Annotated in this window: 16 protein-coding genes and 1 pseudogene; 9 read left to right on the top strand and 8 right to left on the bottom strand. The window is 61.5% G+C overall.

The genetic code is table 11. The features are described 5' to 3' along the window. Positions 1 to 86 precede the first annotated feature (86 nt). Genes AC629_RS21090 through AC629_RS21060 form a run of 7 tightly spaced genes read left to right on the top strand, consistent with a single transcriptional unit; the run spans position 87 to position 7,818 of the window. The gene (locus tag AC629_RS21090; protein ID WP_168195546.1) at positions 87 to 965 is read left to right on the top strand and encodes a branched-chain amino acid ABC transporter permease; all 879 of its coding nucleotides are present in this window, start codon (positions 87 to 89) and stop codon (positions 963 to 965) included. Next, on the top strand, positions 965 to 1,969 hold the full coding sequence (locus tag AC629_RS21085; protein ID WP_084806925.1) for a branched-chain amino acid ABC transporter permease: 1,005 nt from the start codon (positions 965 to 967) through the stop codon (positions 1,967 to 1,969). The genes AC629_RS21090 and AC629_RS21085 overlap by 1 nt, the downstream gene beginning before the upstream one ends. A gap of 1 nt (position 1,970) precedes the next feature. Next, entirely contained in the window at positions 1,971 to 2,726 is a 756-nt protein-coding gene (locus tag AC629_RS21080) for an ABC transporter ATP-binding protein (RefSeq protein WP_084806924.1), read from the top strand. Positions 2,727 to 2,740: 14 nt separating this feature from the next. Then, positions 2,741 to 3,457 (top strand): ABC transporter ATP-binding protein, encoded by a 717-nt coding sequence (locus AC629_RS21075; protein WP_084806923.1) that lies wholly within the window; start codon positions 2,741 to 2,743, stop codon positions 3,455 to 3,457. A 5-nt stretch (positions 3,458 to 3,462) separates the two neighbouring features. Beyond that, entirely contained in the window at positions 3,463 to 4,635 is a 1,173-nt protein-coding gene (locus tag AC629_RS21070; RefSeq protein WP_143199314.1) for a hypothetical protein, read from the top strand. A 16-nt stretch (positions 4,636 to 4,651) separates the two neighbouring features. Then, complete coding sequence (locus tag AC629_RS21065) at positions 4,652 to 5,095, top strand: cupredoxin domain-containing protein (RefSeq protein WP_084806921.1); 444 nt, start codon at positions 4,652 to 4,654, stop codon at positions 5,093 to 5,095. Then, positions 5,092 to 7,818, top strand: a complete 2,727-nt coding sequence (locus tag AC629_RS21060; protein ID WP_084806920.1) for a hypothetical protein — start codon at positions 5,092 to 5,094, stop codon at positions 7,816 to 7,818. The genes AC629_RS21065 and AC629_RS21060 overlap by 4 nt, the downstream gene beginning before the upstream one ends. Positions 7,819 to 7,926: 108 nt before the next feature. Here AC629_RS21060 and AC629_RS50635 read toward each other — a convergent pair whose 3' ends face one another. The 3 genes from AC629_RS50635 to AC629_RS21045 form a co-directional block, all read right to left on the bottom strand. Beyond that, positions 7,927 to 8,043 (bottom strand): hexameric tyrosine-coordinated heme protein, encoded by a 117-nt coding sequence (locus AC629_RS50635; protein WP_245331938.1) that lies wholly within the window; start codon positions 8,041 to 8,043, stop codon positions 7,927 to 7,929. 212 nt (positions 8,044 to 8,255) lie between these two features. Further along, complete coding sequence (locus AC629_RS21050; protein WP_084806918.1) at positions 8,256 to 10,583, bottom strand: xanthine dehydrogenase family protein molybdopterin-binding subunit; 2,328 nt, start codon at positions 10,581 to 10,583, stop codon at positions 8,256 to 8,258. Between the two features lie 2 nt (positions 10,584 to 10,585). Further along, complete coding sequence (locus AC629_RS21045; RefSeq protein ID WP_084806917.1) at positions 10,586 to 11,038, bottom strand: (2Fe-2S)-binding protein; 453 nt, start codon at positions 11,036 to 11,038, stop codon at positions 10,586 to 10,588. 403 nt (positions 11,039 to 11,441) lie between these two features. Here AC629_RS21045 and AC629_RS46955 point away from each other — a divergent pair. After that, positions 11,442 to 11,628 (top strand): annotated as a pseudogene (locus tag AC629_RS46955) (hypothetical protein); the annotation flags it as partial. Positions 11,629 to 11,650: 22 nt separating this feature from the next. Here AC629_RS46955 and AC629_RS21040 read toward each other — a convergent pair. The 3 genes from AC629_RS21040 to AC629_RS21030 form a co-directional block, all read right to left on the bottom strand. After that, the gene (locus tag AC629_RS21040; protein ID WP_168195544.1) at positions 11,651 to 12,232 is read right to left on the bottom strand and encodes a QcrA and Rieske domain-containing protein; all 582 of its coding nucleotides are present in this window, start codon (positions 12,230 to 12,232) and stop codon (positions 11,651 to 11,653) included. A 17-nt stretch (positions 12,233 to 12,249) separates the two neighbouring features. Beyond that, positions 12,250 to 12,702 (bottom strand): hypothetical protein, encoded by a 453-nt coding sequence (locus tag AC629_RS21035; protein WP_143199313.1) that lies wholly within the window; start codon positions 12,700 to 12,702, stop codon positions 12,250 to 12,252. Positions 12,703 to 12,805: 103 nt separating this feature from the next. Beyond that, complete coding sequence (locus AC629_RS21030) at positions 12,806 to 14,536, bottom strand: PQQ-dependent dehydrogenase, methanol/ethanol family (protein WP_084806914.1); 1,731 nt, start codon at positions 14,534 to 14,536, stop codon at positions 12,806 to 12,808. A 1,758-nt stretch (positions 14,537 to 16,294) separates the two neighbouring features. Between AC629_RS21030 and AC629_RS48835 the strand changes: the two genes are divergently transcribed. Then, on the top strand, positions 16,295 to 16,477 hold the full coding sequence (locus AC629_RS48835; RefSeq protein ID WP_349531161.1) for a hypothetical protein: 183 nt from the start codon (positions 16,295 to 16,297) through the stop codon (positions 16,475 to 16,477). A gap of 154 nt (positions 16,478 to 16,631) precedes the next feature. On the opposite strand, the gene AC629_RS21025 is transcribed toward AC629_RS48835, so the two are convergent. Next, positions 16,632 to 16,988: a hypothetical protein gene (locus AC629_RS21025; RefSeq protein ID WP_210419078.1), complete on the bottom strand. Its 357-nt coding sequence runs from the start codon at positions 16,986 to 16,988 to the stop codon at positions 16,632 to 16,634. Positions 16,989 to 17,029: 41 nt separating this feature from the next. Then, entirely contained in the window at positions 17,030 to 17,200 is a 171-nt protein-coding gene (locus tag AC629_RS46950; RefSeq protein ID WP_168195543.1) for a hypothetical protein, read from the bottom strand. Positions 17,201 to 17,865: the final 665 nt, after the last annotated feature.

The raw sequence follows: 17,865 nt of genomic DNA, 5'->3' as shown, positions 1-17,865 counted from the left end.
CGGAAGCTTGTGCGGCCCGGACACTCGCGGCGACCTGCGTCAGGATTCAGGGTTGCGTCATAAGCGTCAAGTCGGAGGAGAACCGGGTGGCCTTCCTGACGATTCAAATCCTGAACTCGTTGCTCTACGCCTCGGTGCTCTTCCTCATTGCCGCTGGTCTCAGCCTGATCTTCGGGGTCATGCGGATCATCAACCTCGCGCATGGCAGCCTCTATGCTGTTGGCGCCTACGTCACCGCGTGGCTTGTCGGCCGGGGGATTGCGCTCGGCCTGCCGTCGGGATGGCTGTTCCTCCTGCTGCCCTTCGGAGCGCTGTCGGTGGCGCTCATCGGCATCGTCATAGAACCTTTGTTGCTTCGACCCTTCTATCGCCGCGCCGAGGAATACCAGTTGCTCGTCACCTTCGGCCTGATTCAGATCCTCGAGGATTCGATCCGTCTCATCTGGGGCGGGACGCCTCTCTCTGCGGACGCGCTGATGGACGCGTTGCCGATCATCCATGTCGGCGGTCTGCTCTATCCTGCCTACAATCTGGTAGTGATCGGGATCGGCGTAGTGGCGGCCCTGGCCCTCTGGGTGGCGATCTATCACACTAAGTTCGGTGTCATGTTGCGGGCGACATCCCAGGATCGGCGCATGGCTTCGGCGCTCGGCCTCAATGTGGGCCTCGTCTATGTGATGGCGTTCGGGATCGGCTGCTTCATGGCGGGTCTCGGGGGAGCCATCGTGGTTCCGACCCAGGCGGCCGTGCTTGGCATGGGGATCGATGCGCTGGTCATCGCCTTCGTGGTCGTAGTGATCGGCGGACTAGGCAGCCTGAAGGGAGCCCTGGTCGGGGCCCTGGTCGTGAGCTTCGTGCGTACCGCAGGAATTCAGTTCTTCCCGGAGCTCGAGTTGGCGGTGCTGTACCTCATTGCCGCCCTGGTGCTGCTGGTTCGGCCGACCGGGCTGTTTGGAACCGCGTGATGAAACCCGATCCGAACACGCCGCGCAATCGTTCGTTGCTACGGCTCGCCGCTGCGATGGCGCCGATCCTGCTCCTGTTGATCTTGCTGCCGACCTTCGTCGAGACGTATCAGATCCAGCTCGTGACCTACGGGCTGATCGCGGCGATTGCCGCGCTCGGGTTCAACCTGCTGCTCGGCTACACAGGCCTATTGTCCTTCGGTCATTCCGCCTATTTCGGCATCGGCGCCTACACCGTCGCCTTCGTGGTGCAGCACCTCGGTCCGCATTCCATGGAGTTCTACATCCTGATCGGGATTCCGGTCGTCGCGATCGTGTCGGCGCTGTTCGGCTATATCTGCGTCCGGCACACCCGAATCTTCTTCGGCATACTGACGCTGGCTATTTCACAGGTGGTCTACAGCCTGGTGCTGAAGCTCTATTGGGTGACCGGCGGCAGCGACGGTCTGCGGGTACCCCGTCCGGCTTTGCTGCTGGGCTTGCTCAATTTCTCGGGCCCCCGCGCCTTCCAGCAATTCATCACGTCCTATTACTACTACGTACTGGCCATCTTCGTCGTATGCGTCGTCCTGATGTGGGTGGTCGTGCACTCGCCGTTCGGCAAAGCGCTTCAGGCCATACGAGATAACGAGGTCCGCGCGCGCTTTCTCGGCTTGAGCATCCGCCGGTTCCGCTGGATCTCCTTTCTCGTCTCCGGCACCTTCACCGGGCTCGCGGGCATTCTCTGGGTGCCGCTCAACGGCTTGACGACACCCGATGTCCTTTATTGGACCTTCTCGGGCGAGATCGTGTTCTCAGCGCTGCTCGGCGGCTTTCGCAACTTTACCGGCCCGATCGTCGGCGGCATCGTGTTTACCTATTTGAAGACCTACGCGGTGGCCACGACCGAATACTGGCAACTTCTGCTTGGCGTGGTTCTGGTCACTCTGGTGCTGGTGTTGCCGACGGGCATCGTCGGGGGGCTGTCGATGCTCGGGCTGAGGCTGAGCAAGGGGAGGTCCTGACGTGGCCCTTCTCAAGACAGTTAACCTGAGGAAGCAGTTTGGCGAGACCCGCGCCTGCGACGGCGTCAATTTCGTGGTGAACAAGGGTGAATTCCTGTCCCTGGTGGGATCGAACGGCGCGGGCAAGACCACGCTCGTCAATCTCATCAGCGCACATCTGCAGCCCGACAGTGGTCAAATCCTGTTCGACGATCGCGACATCACCTTTACTACGGTGACCGACCGCATCAAGGCGGGAATTGTCCGCAGCTTCCAGATCGTCAACTTGTTCGACGGACTTTCGGTCTTCGACAATGTCGCTCTGTCGATCTTCTCGCGTGACGGCAAGGCCGTGCAGATGGCGGCCTTGGCCGACCACGACTATGATGTGCGCCGCGAGGCAATCGAAGTGCTGGGCGAGTTCGGCTTGACGAACAAGATCGAGGTTCCCGCGGGGGGCCTTGCGCAGGGCGAGCGCAAGCTTCTCGACGTGGCGGTCGCCTACGCACTGCGTCCCCGGCTGCTGTTTCTCGACGAGCCGACCAGCGGCGTGAGCACCCACGAGAAGGCGCAGATCATGGATACCGTGTCGTCAGTGGTGCGCAGAGGAATGGTGACTGCGGTCGTCATCGAGCACGACATGGACGTGGTGTTTCGCTACTCGGATCGCATCGTGATGATGCATGAGGGCTCCTTCCTCGCCGATGGCACGCCCGACGAGATCCGCGCCAACAAAGGCGTCGCCAGCATTCTGCTTGGCGCGCCGCTGGCAAGTTGAGGCGAGAAAAGCTGATGCTGCTCGAGGTCAAAGGCATCAACACCTATCGAGGCCCCGCCCATATCCTGCACGGCGTGTCGATCAGCGTCGATAAGGACGAGGTTGTGGCCCTGGTCGGACGCAACGGAGCCGGACGCACGACCATCATCGAGAGCGTCACTGGCCTGCTCCCCGTCCGCTCAGGCCAGATCCTCTTTCGCGACGAGGAGATCACCTCGTTGCCGCCGCATCGGCGCGCGAAGCGCGGCATCGGCTACGCGCCGGAGAACTCCGGCATTTTTCCCGAGCTGACGGTCGCCGAGAACCTGATGATCAGCCGCTGGCTCGCGCAAAAAACGGAGCGCGGCGCTGCAGGCGATGGCAATACCGAAGCGCGGGCATTCACCGTATTTCCTGAGGTGCGCCAACTTGTCGACCGACAGGGGCAGAATTTGAGCGGTGGCCAGAAGAAAATGGTGGCGATCGCGAGGGCCATGGCGCTCGCCCCCTATCTCTTGATCCTGGACGAGGCTTTCGAAGGGCTCGCGCCCGCCGTCGTGAAACGTTTCCGCGAGGCGGTCATGACTATCAAGGCCATGGGCATCTCGCTGCTGATCGCCGAATCGAATCTCGTGAGTGCGGCGACGATGGCTGATCGGCTCTACGTGGTCGACCGCGGCGAGATCGTCTTCCATGGCAAGCCGCAGCAGGCGCTCGCCGATGACCAGGTGATGCGCACGCTGCGCGGGTGATGGCCATGTCCGGTTCTTCCAGGCCGCGTCCTATGGTGAAGCCGCTGAGCCTGCTCGCTGCGCTAGCGGCGGCATTGGCGACCGCAACCGTGGGGAGGAGCGGCCATGAGCTGCCAGTGTACCCGTCCTATTATCCGCACGAGATCGCCATCGAAACCATACCGCCTGAGGGCGCTGCACCGCTGCTGCTCGAAAACAAGATTCAAGCCTATCTAGGTCCGCAGCCGCGCTTTTCCGACAACGTGCCGGTCTCGATCCGTGCGGTGGAGTCGCTCGGCAGTTTCGTCATCGTGCTTCGCAATCCCGCCGCGCCAGCGCCCACAGACGCCGCGTCCGCGTGTGCCGCCGTCGAGACGATCGTCGGCGACATCGCCGGAAAGCAAGGCTTTGTATTTCATCCCTATCCGATCACGCCTCTTCACGGCGATTATCTCTATTACGCCGATCTCGCCGAGGCCGCGAAGGCGCGCTTTCTGCGTGCGCACGCCCGGACATCGGCGGCGCCCGCAAATCTGAGGGTCAAGGTCGGCGGCGCGTTGCAACATCTCATTCGTCCCGAATGGATTGCACAGGGTCTCGAATGGGATGTCGCGGTCGAGGAAGTTGACGCGGCGGACCTCGTCGCCTCATCGATGACCTCGGTCAACGGTTGGCTCGGGCCTCCGTGGATGAAGGCGGGGTGGTTTCATGCCGAGCGCATGCTGGCTGATGCGATCGAGGATGGCGAGACCAGGGCTCGCGCTAACGCCATGCTGGGGCGGCTCGAGGCGAGCGATTATCGCGATGCGGTCGAGCGGATAAACTTGCAACGCGACCTCGTGACCACGCTCACCAGCAGTTGTCGCAAGCTCGTCGTTGGATACACGATCAAGCGGCAGTATCTCAGCGTCGAATTCAGCGACGGCATCGAGAATATCGGATTCGATTCCATCGAGGGCCTCAATTCGCCGATGTTCATACGCACGGTGAAGCTCAAGAACTTTCCGTGGAACGGTTGGCTCATGCTGGGGATCGACAAAGCGCCGAACGCAGCCTGGAATCCGATCGCCGGATTTAACGACAGCTTCGGAAGACTGCTTTGGTCGGCGGTCGGCGATCCGGCCCTGGTGCCTGCACCCTATGATTCCGGCTGGATGCTCAATCGCCTCTCGGATGTTCAATCGAATTCCGGCCGGTGAAAAGCGAGGGGAGCCAATGTTTCACGTCCGCTTTGTGTTTGCCTCGCTTGTATGGGCGTTCCTGCTGATCGCAGCCAGCAGCGCGTTCTTCGACACGCTGGCCGCGGAGCTTACCTTCGACCTCAAGGTCGCGCATGGTCGCGTTCCCGACACCATGCGGCGCATCCGCGTCAAACAGGGCGACGTCGTAAGGCTGCAATGGAGCACGGATCAGCCGGTGACCCTGCATTTGCACGGCTATGATATCGAGAAACACGTCGAACCGGGCACCACCACCGATCTCACATTCGCGGCTTATGCGACGGGGCGCTTTCCGGTTCACGTCCACGCGCAAGGGGGGGCGCTCCGACGGTCACACGCACGAGGAAGAACCGCTGGTGAATATCGAGGTTTATCCGCGCTAGACCGTGCGGCAAAGCGGCGTCCAGCCGGCGAGCATATGTTCGGATGTCATTGGTGACCCAGGCTCTCATCGCCTCCCCGCTCCATGGCGGGCCTGAAAGCAACGAAGTCGTATGGTTCGGCCACGCGAAACGCCCCGCTTTCACCTTCGCCGCCGTCGTGGCTGGTGTTTGCTCGCTCGCTGTCCCGGCACATGCCCACGGCTTCGGCCAGCGTTACGACCTGCCCCTGCCGCTGTCGCTTTATCTGTTCGGCGCGGCGGCCGCCGTCGTCCTGTCGTTCGTCATCGTCGGGCTACCTGCCCGCCATGCGCCAGGCGCGAGTGGCTACCCGCGCATTGATCTCCTGGCGAGCCCACTGCGCCGGCAGATCGCGCGCGCGCTTGGGACCTTTCTCAAGGTCTTCTCGATCGGCCTGTTGGTCTTGACCGTGATCGCCGGGTCTTACGGAAGCCAGAACCCGTATCAGAACATCGCACCGACGCTTGTGTGGATCATCTGGTGGGTGGGGCTCGCGGTGTTCTCGGCTCTCTTCGGAGACCTGTGGGCATTGATCAATCCATGGCATTCTCTTTTCGACTGCGCCGATCGGCTCTACCGGAGCAGCGGCGGCCGCGCTTTGGGCTTGCACCGGCCCTATCCCAAGGCGCTCGCAGTCTGGCCGGCATTCGCATTGCTGCTTGCCGTTTCCTGGACGGAGCTCGTGTTTCCGAGCCCGGCGGTGCCAGTCAACATCGCCTGGTTGGCTCTATTCTATTCGCTGATCACCTGGGCCGGCATGGCCGTGTTCGGCAGCGAGGCCTGGGTCAAACATGGCGAGGTCTTCAGCGTGTTCTTCGGCGTATTTGCTCGCTTTGCGCCGACCGAACCGAGCACCCGCGACCTTTCCGGCGAACATGGATTGGCGCTGAGGCCCTTCGGAGCGGGTCTGCTCGCCACCGAGCCGGCCTCCACCTCGATGGTCGCCTTCGTCCTGCTCGTGTTGTCGAGTGTTCTCTACGACGGATTGCTGAGCACGCCGGAATGGGCGGAGGTCGAGCGCCAACTCCTCGGTGTGCTGCCCAGTCTTGGGGAAGTTGATTCCATCATCGTCAGGACGATCGGTCTCGTCGCGTTCTGGGCTTTGTTCTTCGGCGCCTATGTGGCCGTAAGCGCGATCATGAGCATGGTGGCAGCCTTCCACTCGCCTTGGGAAATAGCGCGGAATTTTGCCTTCACTCTGGTCCCGATCGCCATCGCCTATCACCTCGCGCATTACCTCGTGTACCTGCTGACCCAGGGACAGTACATCGTGCCGCTCGCATCCGATCCATTCGGATATGGCTGGAATCTCTTTGGCACCGCGGGATACCGCGTCGACATCGCCGTTGTCGGCGCGCGGTTTGCCTGGTATGCCGCGGTGACGTCGATCGTGCTTGGCCACATCGCCGCCGTCTATCTCGCTGATGTGAGGGCACGTCAGATCCTCGAATCGCGGGGCGCTGCGCTGCGCTCGCAGGTGCCGTTGACAGCGCTGATGGTGGTCTACACGTTCGTAAGTTTGTCGATTCTCGCCGAGCCGATCGTCGAGCGCCGCACTCCCGCGCAACCGACCGCAACGCTACCCGAGGCCCTGACCATCCCCGAAGACGCGCTCATTCCCGAGCTTGGGACCGGCCGGTTGCAGCCGGTTGGGGCGGGCCGATCCGCCACCTTGAAATTGACCTATCGCGTGCTCGGCTCGGCATTTCATGACGGGACGCGCGCGACCTTCGCGGACCTGCTCTATGCCTACATGTTCGCCTATCGCTGGTCCGCCCCCGGGGAAGCGCATTCACATTACGACCCCGTAATCGCGGCAGCGACCGCCCCGCTGCGGCAGCGACTCGCGGGCGTGCGGGTCGCTGGCGTCGATCCGGCGTCGAAGTCGTTCCGGGTCGGCGACGTCAATTTCGTCCGCGAGCTGTTCGTGGTCGACGTCTACGCCAATATTCCGCCGGAGGATCCCGAGCAGGACGCGGTCTTCGCACCGCCGTGGAGTACTCTACCCTGGCATTTGCTCGTGCTGATGGAAGAGGCAGCCAGCCGCGGCTGGGCCGCATTCTCGCAAGCCGAAGCTGCGCGCCGCGGCGTCGAATGGCTCGATCTCGTGCGTTCCGATACACTGAAGGCGCGGCTCGCGACGCTCACCGATCAATTCGAACAGGAGGGGTTTCGTCCCGAAATCCTGCGATCGCAGGTAAGCGCCGAGGAGGCGCGCAAGCGCTGGGCAGCGATGGCGGCGTTCTACCGAGACCACGGGCATTTTCTGGTGACCAACGGTCCCTATCAGCTCAAGAGTTGGACGGGCGACAGCGCAACGCTCAAGGCATTCCGGGATCTCAGCTACCCCTTGGGAGTGGGTTCTTACGACGCCTACGCCATTCCGCGCCGGAGCTACGTCACCAAAGTCGAGCGCGACAGCGACAGACTGCGGGTCTCCGCCGATATTGAAATTCTCGTGAGGTTCATGCGCGAATACCGCATCCTGCGCCGACCGATGCAGTCGGTTGACGCCGTCCTCCTCAAGCGTGCTGCCCCCGAATGCCGCTACGCGGTGCTGAATGCGGACGGTCGGGTCGTGTTGACGGGCGCCGCTCGTCTGGGGGAGGACCTGACATTCCGGATCGAGTTTGACGGCAAGCTGCCGCCCGGCCAGTACGACGTCATGGTCGAGATCATTGTCAACGGCGACGCGATGATTGCGCAGATCGAGCGAATCCCGGTGGTGATCGGCGGCCGCCCTGCTTCGCCCTCGCATTGACTGCTATGGTATCGGCGCCAGCGCTGCGGCGGCTCGCCCAATTGTCCGCAAGATTTATCACCCTGAAGATGTGTATATGGTTGCGCGGTGATTTGAACCTGTGAGTCGCTATTTCCACCAACTGTTAGCAGCGGCGACCGTTTGAAAGTGCACGGCAATGACATGGGAAGCGGTTATCAACTGTGCCAAATCCTGCTCGTAAGCAGCGCGCAGATGCGACCTCACGTGATCGGAGGGGCTGTGTGAGCTTCGCGCCCCGTTCCTCAGGACCGCGCGGTTCTGGGTGTTCGCGTTCAAAAAGTAGCTCCAGGACCAACTGCCCAACGCGGCAATTGAGAATTAATGCGACGGAAAATGTCCGCCGCATCCTTAGTATGTATGAGCAATCGCTTCACCGTTGAATCGATTGAAACAGCCTGTTGAACCAACCGTTCAGTTTACGTCTCTAGCTGCTTGCCGATCGGGAGCGCCCGGATGCGTTTTCCCGTCGCGGCAAAGATGGCGTTGATCAAGGCGGGCGCGAAGGGCGGCACGCCGGGTTCGCCGACGCCGCTGGGCGGCGTGTCGGGTCCGGGCGGCACGATGTGGACATTGGTCACCAGCGGCGCCTCGTCGATCCGGAGCAGCGGGAAATCGTCGAGGTTCTTCTGCTGTACCTTGCCGTCCTTGAAGGTGATCTCGCCGTATTTGGCGAGGCTGAGCCCCATGATGGCCGCGCCCTCAATCTGGGACTGGATGCGCTCCGGGTTGACATAAGTTCCGCAATCGATGGCGGTGTCGACCTGCGGCACCGTCAGCTTGCCCTTCTCGTCGACGGCGACCTCGACGATGGTCGCGATATAGCTGACAAAGCTGCGATGGACCGCGATCCCGAGCCCATGTCCTTTGGGCACTGACCGGCCCCAGCCGCCCTTATCCGCCACCAGCTCGACCACGCGCCGCAGCCGTGCCGTGTCGATCGGATAGCTGGAATAGGGCTCGCCATAATTCCAGGGATCCTTCACCGACGACAGGTCGACAATCCGCGGTGAGCCGATCAGCTCGAGCAGCATCTCCTTCTGGTCGCGGTTGGTGACGTGTGCGAGCTCGCCGACCATGGATTGCACCGCAAAGGCGCGCGGAATGTTGGACACCGAGCGGAACCAGCCGATGCGGGTGTGCGCAGCCGCTTCCGGGTTCTCGCACTGGATATTGGCGATTTCGAACGGCATGTCGATCAGGCCCATACCGAGCTCGAAGGGCGCCTGATGGACCGTACCGGCCGCAAACGTCGAGGCGATGCTGGGCGCGACGCTGCGGTGGCGCCAGGCGATCACCTTACCGTTCTTGTCGAGGCCCGCCTCGATCCGCTCCACCGAGACCGTGTGCAGGAAGTCGTGCCGGACGTCGTCCTCGCGCGTCCATTGCACCTTCACCGGCGCGTTGAGCTCTTTGGAGAGCAGGGCCGCCTCCAGCGCGAAATCGCATTTCGACTTGCGGCCGAAGCCGCCGCCGAGCAGCGTCATGTTGATGGTGACGTTATCCTCCGGGATGCCGAGCGTCTTGGCGACGTCCTCCCGCGTGCCGCCGGGGCTCTGCACCGGCGCCCAGATCTCCGCCCTGTCGCCCTTGACGTCGGCGACCGCAGCCGGCGGCTCCATACTGACATGGGCGAGATGTGGCAGATAGTATTCACCGACGATCACCCTGTCGGCGCTCTTCAGGGCAGCGTCGACGTCGCCTTCCTTGCGCACGACAAGCCCCGGTTTGCGTGCGGCGTCTTCGAGCATAGCTCGATAGGCGACCGAGTCGTATTTGCCGTTGGCGCCGTCGTCCCAGGTGACCTTCAGCGCATCGCGGCCCTTGATCGCGGCGCCCGTGTTGCGGGCGATCACGGCCACACCGCCCAGCGGCTGGAATTTTGACGGCCACGGCCATCCCTTGACCTCCATGACCTTCTCGACGCCGGAGACCTTCATGGCATCAGCCGAATCAAACGATCCCAGCTTGCCGCCGGTCACGGGCGGACGGGCGATGACAGCGTATTTCATGCCGGGCAGGCGGACGTCGGCGCCGTAGCCGGCCTTGCCGGTGGTGATGTCGTGCAGATCGACGATGCCGATCTCGCCCTTGCCGAGATAGCGGAAGTTCTTCGGGTCCTTCAGCTTCAGGCTGTCGATGGCCGGCACCTGTTCCTTGCCCGCATCAGCGGCAAGATCGCCAAATCCGATCCTCCGTCCGCTCGCGTCGTGAAGCACCTCGTGATTGACCGCTTTCACTTCAGTGACCGGAACGCCCCAGCGTTTGGCCGCGGCCTGTTCCAGCATGGTGCGCGCCGAGGCGCCGATTTGGCGCATCGGCAGCAGGTAATGCCGCGTGCTGCGCGAGCCGTCGGTGTCCTGGTTGCCATATTTGACCTCATCGCCATGGGCCTGCTGGACGCGAACACGCGACCAGTCGGCATCCATTTCCTCGGCAACGATCAGAGGCAGGCTGGTGCGGACGCCGGTGCCCATCTCCGCACGATGCGCGACGATGGTGACGATGCCGTCGGGGGCGATGGCCACGAACACGCGCGGATCGACCACGGTGCCGTGCGGCATCTTGTCGGCGCCGGTCTGGTAGGCCGCGAAGGCTGGGCGGCTCATGACGGGCGCGGCGAGCACGAAGCCGCCGGCGATTCCGAGGGCTTTCAGCATGCTGCGGCGTGAGACCTTCTCAACCTTGATCGGTCGGACGAATTGCTCAAAGCCACGGAGCTTTCTGGGGTTGGCAAGGATGTTCATGGTCACACCCCCATTGAAGCGAGATGAATGGCGTTTTCGATGCGCTGGTAGCAGCCACAGCGGCAGAGGTTGCCCGACATCGCCTCGCGGATCTGGTCATGCGAGGGTTTCGGGTTTTCCATCAGGAGCGCCGCGGCCTGCATAATTTGGCCGACCTGGCAGAAACCGCATTGCGGCACATTGAGCTGGCGCCAGGCTTTCTGCACCGGATGGTCGCCGGTTGCGTGGAGGCCTTCGATGGTGGTGACCTCGCGGCCGACCACGTCGGAAACCGAGGTGATGCAGGCGCGCGCCGCCTCCTTGTCGACGATGACGGTACATGCGCCGCACAGCGCCACGCCGCAACCATACTTGGTGCCGGTCAGGCCGGCCTCATCACGGAGGAACCAGAGCAGGGAAAGATTCGGGTCGCCATCCCAGCTGTGTTCCTGGCCATTAATCTTCAATTTGATCATGATCGTTTCTCGCTCTTCTTAAGCCTCTGATGTCTGGTCCGGGCGCAAGCTGGACACGCTTCCATTTGCCTGCATCCAACGCATTGACTCATTGCATTCTCAGAGCATGATCTTTTCGGAAAACCGGCACGTTGCACCAGAGCGGCTCTCGGGGGGCCTGATCATGTGCAAAATCGTGTCAGCCCGCCTGACAGTCCTTGCACGACCTGTTCAATTGATTGTCTTTCGCAAGCCTCCCGCTTCTACTGTTCTTGGTTGTTGAGCAGGGACCTTCGTAAATGATGTTATCAGAAATCACCGTAGAGCTAAAAGTTATTCTTGCATTTTTTGTTTGTCGAAAGCGGTGACGTGCCAGCGGTGGTGTCGAGAAAAAAGCTCACTCGGTGACTCTGGATTCAGCCCGCCCGACGTCAGCGTATCGACCAATCTCGGCGGCTGGCTCAAGGCTATTCGCCCACGAGGCGATGGCCAACACCTTCAAGGAGGAACGGATTCCGTCGACCTTCGATTGGGAACTCTCGCCGAAGGGCCGGCACATCGAGCTAGGCATCGCCGAGATGAACCCGGTTATCCTGATCACGGCGTGCGGACGGTTGCAATGTGAGGCGCGTATCAGTTCTGCGTGACGCCGACGTGACCCGAAAAGGCCGAAGCGACCGTCACGACGCCGTCCTTGAGCTTCAGCCCGAGCGCCGCAAGCGGACGCGGAGCCGGCCCACCGATCACCTCGGCGGCGTTTCTGGGATCGAAGATGGAGGCATGGCAGGAGCAGACGAACGCGTTGCGCTCCTTCGACCACATGTTCACCGGGCAGCCCTGGTGCGGGCAGATCGCCGAATAGGCAACGACGCCGTCTGCGGCGCGCGTCCGCGTCTCATCGCTCAGTGCGGCGGGGTCGAACCTCGCCAGGATCACCAGATTGAGGCGGCTGTCGCTGCGCACCGTGCCGTCCGGAGCCATCGGGTAGGCCTGCACCTGCGGGCCGCCGAGTGCAAGGTCCTCGGCCCGCACCACTTGTCCATTCTTCGGACCGGTCAGAAACACGAAGCGATCGTCCGGCGCCGGGGGCTTGGTAGCCTCCCCCTCTTCGGCCGCGCGCGCGGGACCGGCCAGCATCAGCAGCGGCGCAAGCGCCAGCCCGAGGATCGTTCGACGCTTGTAGCAACGACAGTGCAGCCAGTCATCGCACGGCATGTGGTCCGCTCCTTCCATTATTCGGTTCCATTGACGTTCGCGATCAGGCGCAGCGACACCATTGCGAACTCGTCGGGGCCATGGATGTAGCCGACCCTGAAGTAGCCGTTGATCGGGTGTCTGCCGGGCTTTGTGGCCCGCACGCCGATTGCGAAGTCGAGTCCGCCCTCCTGAATGGTGCCTCGCACCACGCGACGCTCGAACGCCACCCCATCGTCAAACGACGAGAGCTCGATCACGCGATTGTTGTAGGCGTGGAGAACGCGGTAACCTTGGCGAATGCGCAATGTGGCGTGCAGCACGGCCGGCTCGCCGACCTTGGCGGACACGTCGGTCACCTCGACCACGTAGGCGGGCGATTCATCGGTCCGCGCCTGTTCGAACCCCAGCGAGGCTGGAGAGCTCGCCAGCACGGCGACAGCCAAGGCAGAGAAGCAGATCAGCATCGGTCCTGCTCGAGGATGTTGCATCGTTAGAATCCTCACGGGTGCGGTTGCTTAACAAGACAAACGAAACCCGGCCGGCCGAGGAACCGGCCGCCATTGCTGGCGGCCGGTTGCGAACAAAGATGAATCACCTGGAGACGGCGAAGACCCAAACGACGCCGCCCTGCGGCACATCCTTCTGCCAACCTACGAGCTCGCTCATCAGTTCCTGCTGGAAGGCCGCGTCGACCCCGTAGCCGGACTGCACCGCCACATATTGCACGCCGTTGATCTCGTAGGTCGAAGGCGGCGCCATGATCCCGGAGTTGGTCTTGAAGTGCCAAAGCTGCTCGCCGGTCTTGGCATCATAGGCGCGGAACTCACGGTCGTTGGTGCCGCCCGTGAAGAGCAGGCCGCCGCCGGTGGTAAGTATCGAGCCCCACATCATCGAGGCAGGATAAAGGTTGCGCCAGACCCGCTTGCCGCTGTCGACGTCGTACGCCTGGAGCTGGCCGTAGAAGCTCGCCTTCGTGTCGACCGTGAAGTGAAAATCCGGAATGGCAACGCCCGTCCACCACTGTCCGGGAACGCGCTCCTCAACCTTGCCTTCCAGGTTGTTGCAGTGGTTCTCGTTGGACGGAATGTAGACCATTCCGGTCTTCGGGTTATAGGCGTCGTACGGCCAGTCCTTGCCACCCCACAGGCCGGGGCAGAACTGGGCCGCCTTGCCGGTGCCCGGCTTGTGGGCCACGTCGACCTCAGGCCGCCCGGTCTTCGGGTCGATGCTCTTGAAGACGTTCTGCGGCACGTAGGCCTGGGCGTTGATGTAGGAGATCCCGCCGTCCGGATTGCGCTTGAACCAGTACAGGTAGCCGTTGCGCGCCGTCTTCAGCAGCCCCTTGGTGGTGGCGCCGTCCTTCTGGAAATCCACCAGCATCGGGGCATTCATCTCGTCCCAGTCCCACGACTCGTTCTGATGGTACTGGAAATAGCTTTTGATCTTGCCCGTATCGCCATCGAGGGCGAGCGTGGAGGAGGTGTACAGGTTGTCGCCCGGCCGCTGATCGCCGAACCATGGCGAGGCGTTGCCGGTCCCCCAATAGACCGTGTTGGACTCGGCATCATAGTTGCCGGTCTGCCAGGTGGAGGCACCGCCGGTCTTCCAGGTGTCGGGCTTCTGCCAGGTATCGCTTCCCGGTTCGCCGGGTGCCGGAACCGTGTAGGTCTTCCACACCGGCTTGCCGGACTCGGCGTCGAATGCCTGGACGAAACCGCGCACCCCGAACTCCCCGCCCGCCACTCCGACCAGAATCTTGCCCTTCACGACCAGGGGCGCCGCGGTCATGTAGTAGCCGGTCTTCCAATCCTCGACCTTCGCCTGCCAGGCCACCTTGCCGGTTTTGGCGTCGAGCGCGACCAGTACTGCATCGAGCCCGGCGTGATAGACCTTGTCGCCGTACAGCGCCACGCCACGGTTGGTGTTGTGCAGGGCGCTGAACCCTTCGGGAAGCTTGGGCTTGTAGCGCCAGAGCAGATCGCCCGTGGCGGCATCCAGGGCGATCACCTGACTGTACGGCGTCGAGATGAACATCACTCCGTTGTTCACGATCGGCGGCGCTTCGTGCCCCGAATCCACACCAGTGGAGAAGCTCCACACCGGCACCATCGACCTCACGTTGCTGGTGTTGATCTGATCGAGCGAGCTGTAACTCCATCCCTTGTAGCTGCCGCGCGTCATCAGCCAATTTCCTGGCTCGGGATTTTCCAGCCGGGCTGCGGTCACCGGACTGTAATTCTCGATCGGACCGGCGACGACAGCGGTTGAAACAAGGGTCGTGAACACGACAACGGTCGACAAAAGCCATTGCTTTCTGCTCATGGACGTTATCTCCCTGTACGTTTTCTCTTCACCCTATGGTGAGTGGTGCGATCGTCTGGGGCACGGGAATCCGATGCGACCGCGCCCCATCACCCTGGTTGTTGAGCACCTACCTTTCCAACGAATGTTGCTGCTACGGTGAGTGGCCCTATAGTGCCGCCAGACGCCGGAGCGCGGCCCGAACACAACTAGCGCGGTTTCCCAGGGGGGATTGAACTCGGAGTTGCGACAAAAGCACTTAAGATTGTCTTTGTCGCCCTGCTCGGCCTTCAGGCAGCCGACCATGGAACAGCCGGCGTCAGAACAAACCCCAGCGTGAAGAGCGAACGCCGCGTGCGGTCCGGATACTGCATACTGTCCACCACCGCGCGGCGTGGTACCGCGTTAGCGCGTTTATAAGTATAACACACATATTGAGTTGAGGGCCGCGAGCGGCAAAAAAAAAGACGAAGGAATTCGCGTGTTCTGAATCCTTTTTTCCAGCTCGTTTTCGCCAAGACGCACGTCGTCCCAAAACCCGAAAAAATATTTCGCGTCCGGTATTTGGCTCGTCCGCTGCCTCCGCGCATGGCCACCAATCGGTCGGCGATTTTTGGGACCGGCCATTGCGGGGCACGCTCCGCCGTCTTGTCCTGAACCGATATACCCAGGTCACGGCATCGACCGCGCTCGCGAACTCTAGCAGAAGACCGTCGCCGGTAGTCTTGACGATGCGGCCTTTGTGCTCCGCAATGGCGGGATCGACGATTTCGCGACGGATCGTCTTCAGACCGACAAGCGTGCCGATTTCGTTGGCTCCCATCAGCCGTGACCCACAGCCAGTTGCCGAAGTCACTGGCGAGTTTATCGCTTTGTGAGGCTTCCCCCACACAATTGTACGACAGCCGCACCTACGGCTCGGAACATTTGCGTTCAGCGATGCAAAAAGACTTTTTCGACGGCATCGGCCAACAACAGACATCCTTGACGCGAGCTATTCAATCACCCTCCGCCCGCTGGAAGGGGCGCTCACCACCTTTCGGTCCTGCTACCGCGGCATCCACGGCTCAGATAGAATGGCGACGACTAAGGAGGGTGACGTGCGAGCTTCGATTTGTTTGGCAATATGGTTCACAATCGGTGCGACCGCGGTTGCATTCGCTCAGAGCAGCCCCGCACGGATCGAAAATCCCAAGGTGCAGGGAAATAATGTCGATCGCTGCGCAGATATAGATGGGTCGAACGATTGCTCGGCGCGCGGCCAGTCGAAAGCTGCCACTGAGATATGCATCGCGTATGGCTACGCTGATCAAGTGGATTCACATTGGCATGCATCGTCAGGTGTGGCCACACATTACATTTCACAATACGACATGCACGCTGGAGAGGTGACGGGTCGCTGGGAATCGCGGCCCAGCGATGGCGTGTTTGACTGGGTCGTCTGCAAGAAATAGGAGTGGTCTACGGTCTGAATGGAAAATGATGTGCCGCTCTCGCTCATGCGCTCGAAGTGCCACCTTAGCCGGATTACGGCGATCATCGATACACACCATGCCTGTGGCGTCGCTTTGGTGTTCACGTAGCGCCAGAGTGACCGCTTTGGGTCCCCCTAGCCGAAATCGAAATCACCAGAGCCAAAGACCGCTACCGAGTACAAAGCAGACTCTCACAGGCGAAAATAAGCATGCCTTCCGGCGAATTTTTCTCCCCCGGGAAGCGGCGAAAAGCATGCTTGGGCGGGGAACGGTCGCTCCTCTCACTTCGCATCGAGCAACAGTTTTGGTACTTCCGACTATGCGGGCCGCGGATGCGTCCCGCTTCGGCTGGCATCACACGGGTGACGTCGGCTACAAGGACGAACAAGGGTTCGTGTACATCGTCGACCGCAAGAAGGACATGATCATCTCGGGAGGCTTCAACGTCTACCCGAGCGAGGTCCCCTTGATGGGATCGCCTGGATAAGCATGCAGGATTTGCTCGCGAATTTCTTTGGTGATCCTGTTGCGGCTATTCCATCTTCCAGTTGTCATTTGGCGTCTCCTTATGCGAAGCAAATATGCGGCATCGGACGAGTTGGAGCTAGTGGGCGGGACTGCTGATCGCCCTGCGCTCGCGATCAGCCCATGCTCCCCGGCATGAAGCAGCGCGCCTTCGGGTGGCCATTTAGGTAGTAAGGCCAGACCATCGTACGGCCAGCGCGGTTCGGTCCATCCACGACAGCGTCGTTCGGAATATCAACCCACTCGCCATCAATGCGTACGCGATAGTGACCATCCTTAGTGTCCCAATCGGCGTCATCAACGCGCTTCGCATCGCTGCCATCGCAGCAGGGCCCTTTGCCGCTTTGCAAGCTCTCATACCAACTGTTCAACTCGGGGTGCTGATAATCGTGGGCACGGGCGTGACCGATTGTAGAAGTCGGCGGCATGACAGTGAATACAACAAGCGTTGCATGCCAAATGTGATTGTTCATCTCACACCCAATCCCGGAATCTCTCTGTGCAGTCAGGAAAGTCATCGATCCGCATCAACATGCGAAGCCTTCGCGGCTCGCCGCTGGTAGTCGTCGGCAATGGCCTTAAGTTGCCCCGCAATCGCTGAGTCGGTCATGGTTTTGGCGGCGCGGAGCAAAGTCTGTGCTGTCTCTAAATATTCCTTGCCTCGTTGTGAGATCTGGACCGTCATAAGGCCCTCGCGCGGTTCTCGGGCAGCTGGTCGAAGGCGATTTGGAGCCAGCCCACGCAATCGCGGTCACTTTTCCTGCGAGTTCTGAAGTGATCGACACACTTCTTGAACAAAGCGGAGTTCGCCACGAGTAGGGGCGGACGAGACCAAACTTGCCATCACAAACTGCGCATCGCGCGGCACTGCCAGATCTAAGACTTTCGGGGCAGTCGGGCATTGGAGTCTCCTCTTGGTACTATCCTCGCTGTTCCACGATCGTCCTCTTTTTCACCGCTTCATGAGCCTGTGCGCTTTTCCAAACGCATGCAGCCTAAGACGATCGCGATCAGCGGCTCAATTGAACGTAGGTAAACGTCGGGCATTCAAAGGTTTATGGCGCTCGCCCCTAAAGCCGACCGCTTCCGCAACGGGTCAATCGCGTCGTTTAGGCCGCCGGTTGATTACCGCCGGTCTACCCCCGAAGAGCAGACATTCGTGGCGTCCAAAGGCATGTCGCGGATGGGCCCATGTGTGGACGGCTCCTGGTTGGCAAGGAGAATCTTCAGTTTGCGGCGTTGGTCGGAGCGGCCATGTGTTCGGCCTGTTTGCGCGGTTCACTTGACCGCTGGCCATAATGCCCTCCGCGGATCAGGTCCCGATCAAAAGCACGCATTCGAAGATGCCAT

Origin of the sequence: Bradyrhizobium sp. NAS80.1, assembly GCF_001908205.1 — a bacterium.
Taxonomy (GTDB): domain Bacteria; phylum Pseudomonadota; class Alphaproteobacteria; order Rhizobiales; family Xanthobacteraceae; genus Bradyrhizobium.
This window is presented reverse-complemented; position numbering and strand designations above follow the sequence as displayed.

What these genes read in the sequence shown, in the direction of transcription:
- AC629_RS21085 (WP_084806925.1), top strand. Translation starts at nt 965, where the DNA reads ATGAAACCCGATCCGAACACGCCGCGCAATCGTTCGTTGCTACGGCTC.
- AC629_RS21075 (WP_084806923.1), top strand. Translation starts at nt 2,741, where the DNA reads ATGCTGCTCGAGGTCAAAGGCATCAACACCTATCGAGGCCCCGCCCAT.
- AC629_RS21070 (WP_143199314.1), top strand. Translation starts at nt 3,463, where the DNA reads ATGTCCGGTTCTTCCAGGCCGCGTCCTATGGTGAAGCCGCTGAGCCTG.
- AC629_RS21065 (WP_084806921.1), top strand. Translation starts at nt 4,652, where the DNA reads ATGTTTCACGTCCGCTTTGTGTTTGCCTCGCTTGTATGGGCGTTCCTG.
- AC629_RS21050 (WP_084806918.1), bottom strand. Translation starts at nt 10,583, where the DNA reads ATGAACATCCTTGCCAACCCCAGAAAGCTCCGTGGCTTTGAGCAATTC.
- AC629_RS21045 (WP_084806917.1), bottom strand. Translation starts at nt 11,038, where the DNA reads ATGATCAAATTGAAGATTAATGGCCAGGAACACAGCTGGGATGGCGAC.
- AC629_RS21040 (WP_168195544.1), bottom strand. Translation starts at nt 12,232, where the DNA reads ATGCCGTGCGATGACTGGCTGCACTGTCGTTGCTACAAGCGTCGAACG.
- AC629_RS21035 (WP_143199313.1), bottom strand. Translation starts at nt 12,702, where the DNA reads ATGCAACATCCTCGAGCAGGACCGATGCTGATCTGCTTCTCTGCCTTG.
- AC629_RS21030 (WP_084806914.1), bottom strand. Translation starts at nt 14,536, where the DNA reads ATGAGCAGAAAGCAATGGCTTTTGTCGACCGTTGTCGTGTTCACGACC.
- AC629_RS21025 (WP_210419078.1), bottom strand. Translation starts at nt 16,988, where the DNA reads ATGAACAATCACATTTGGCATGCAACGCTTGTTGTATTCACTGTCATG.
- AC629_RS46950 (WP_168195543.1), bottom strand. Translation starts at nt 17,200, where the DNA reads ATGACGGTCCAGATCTCACAACGAGGCAAGGAATATTTAGAGACAGCA.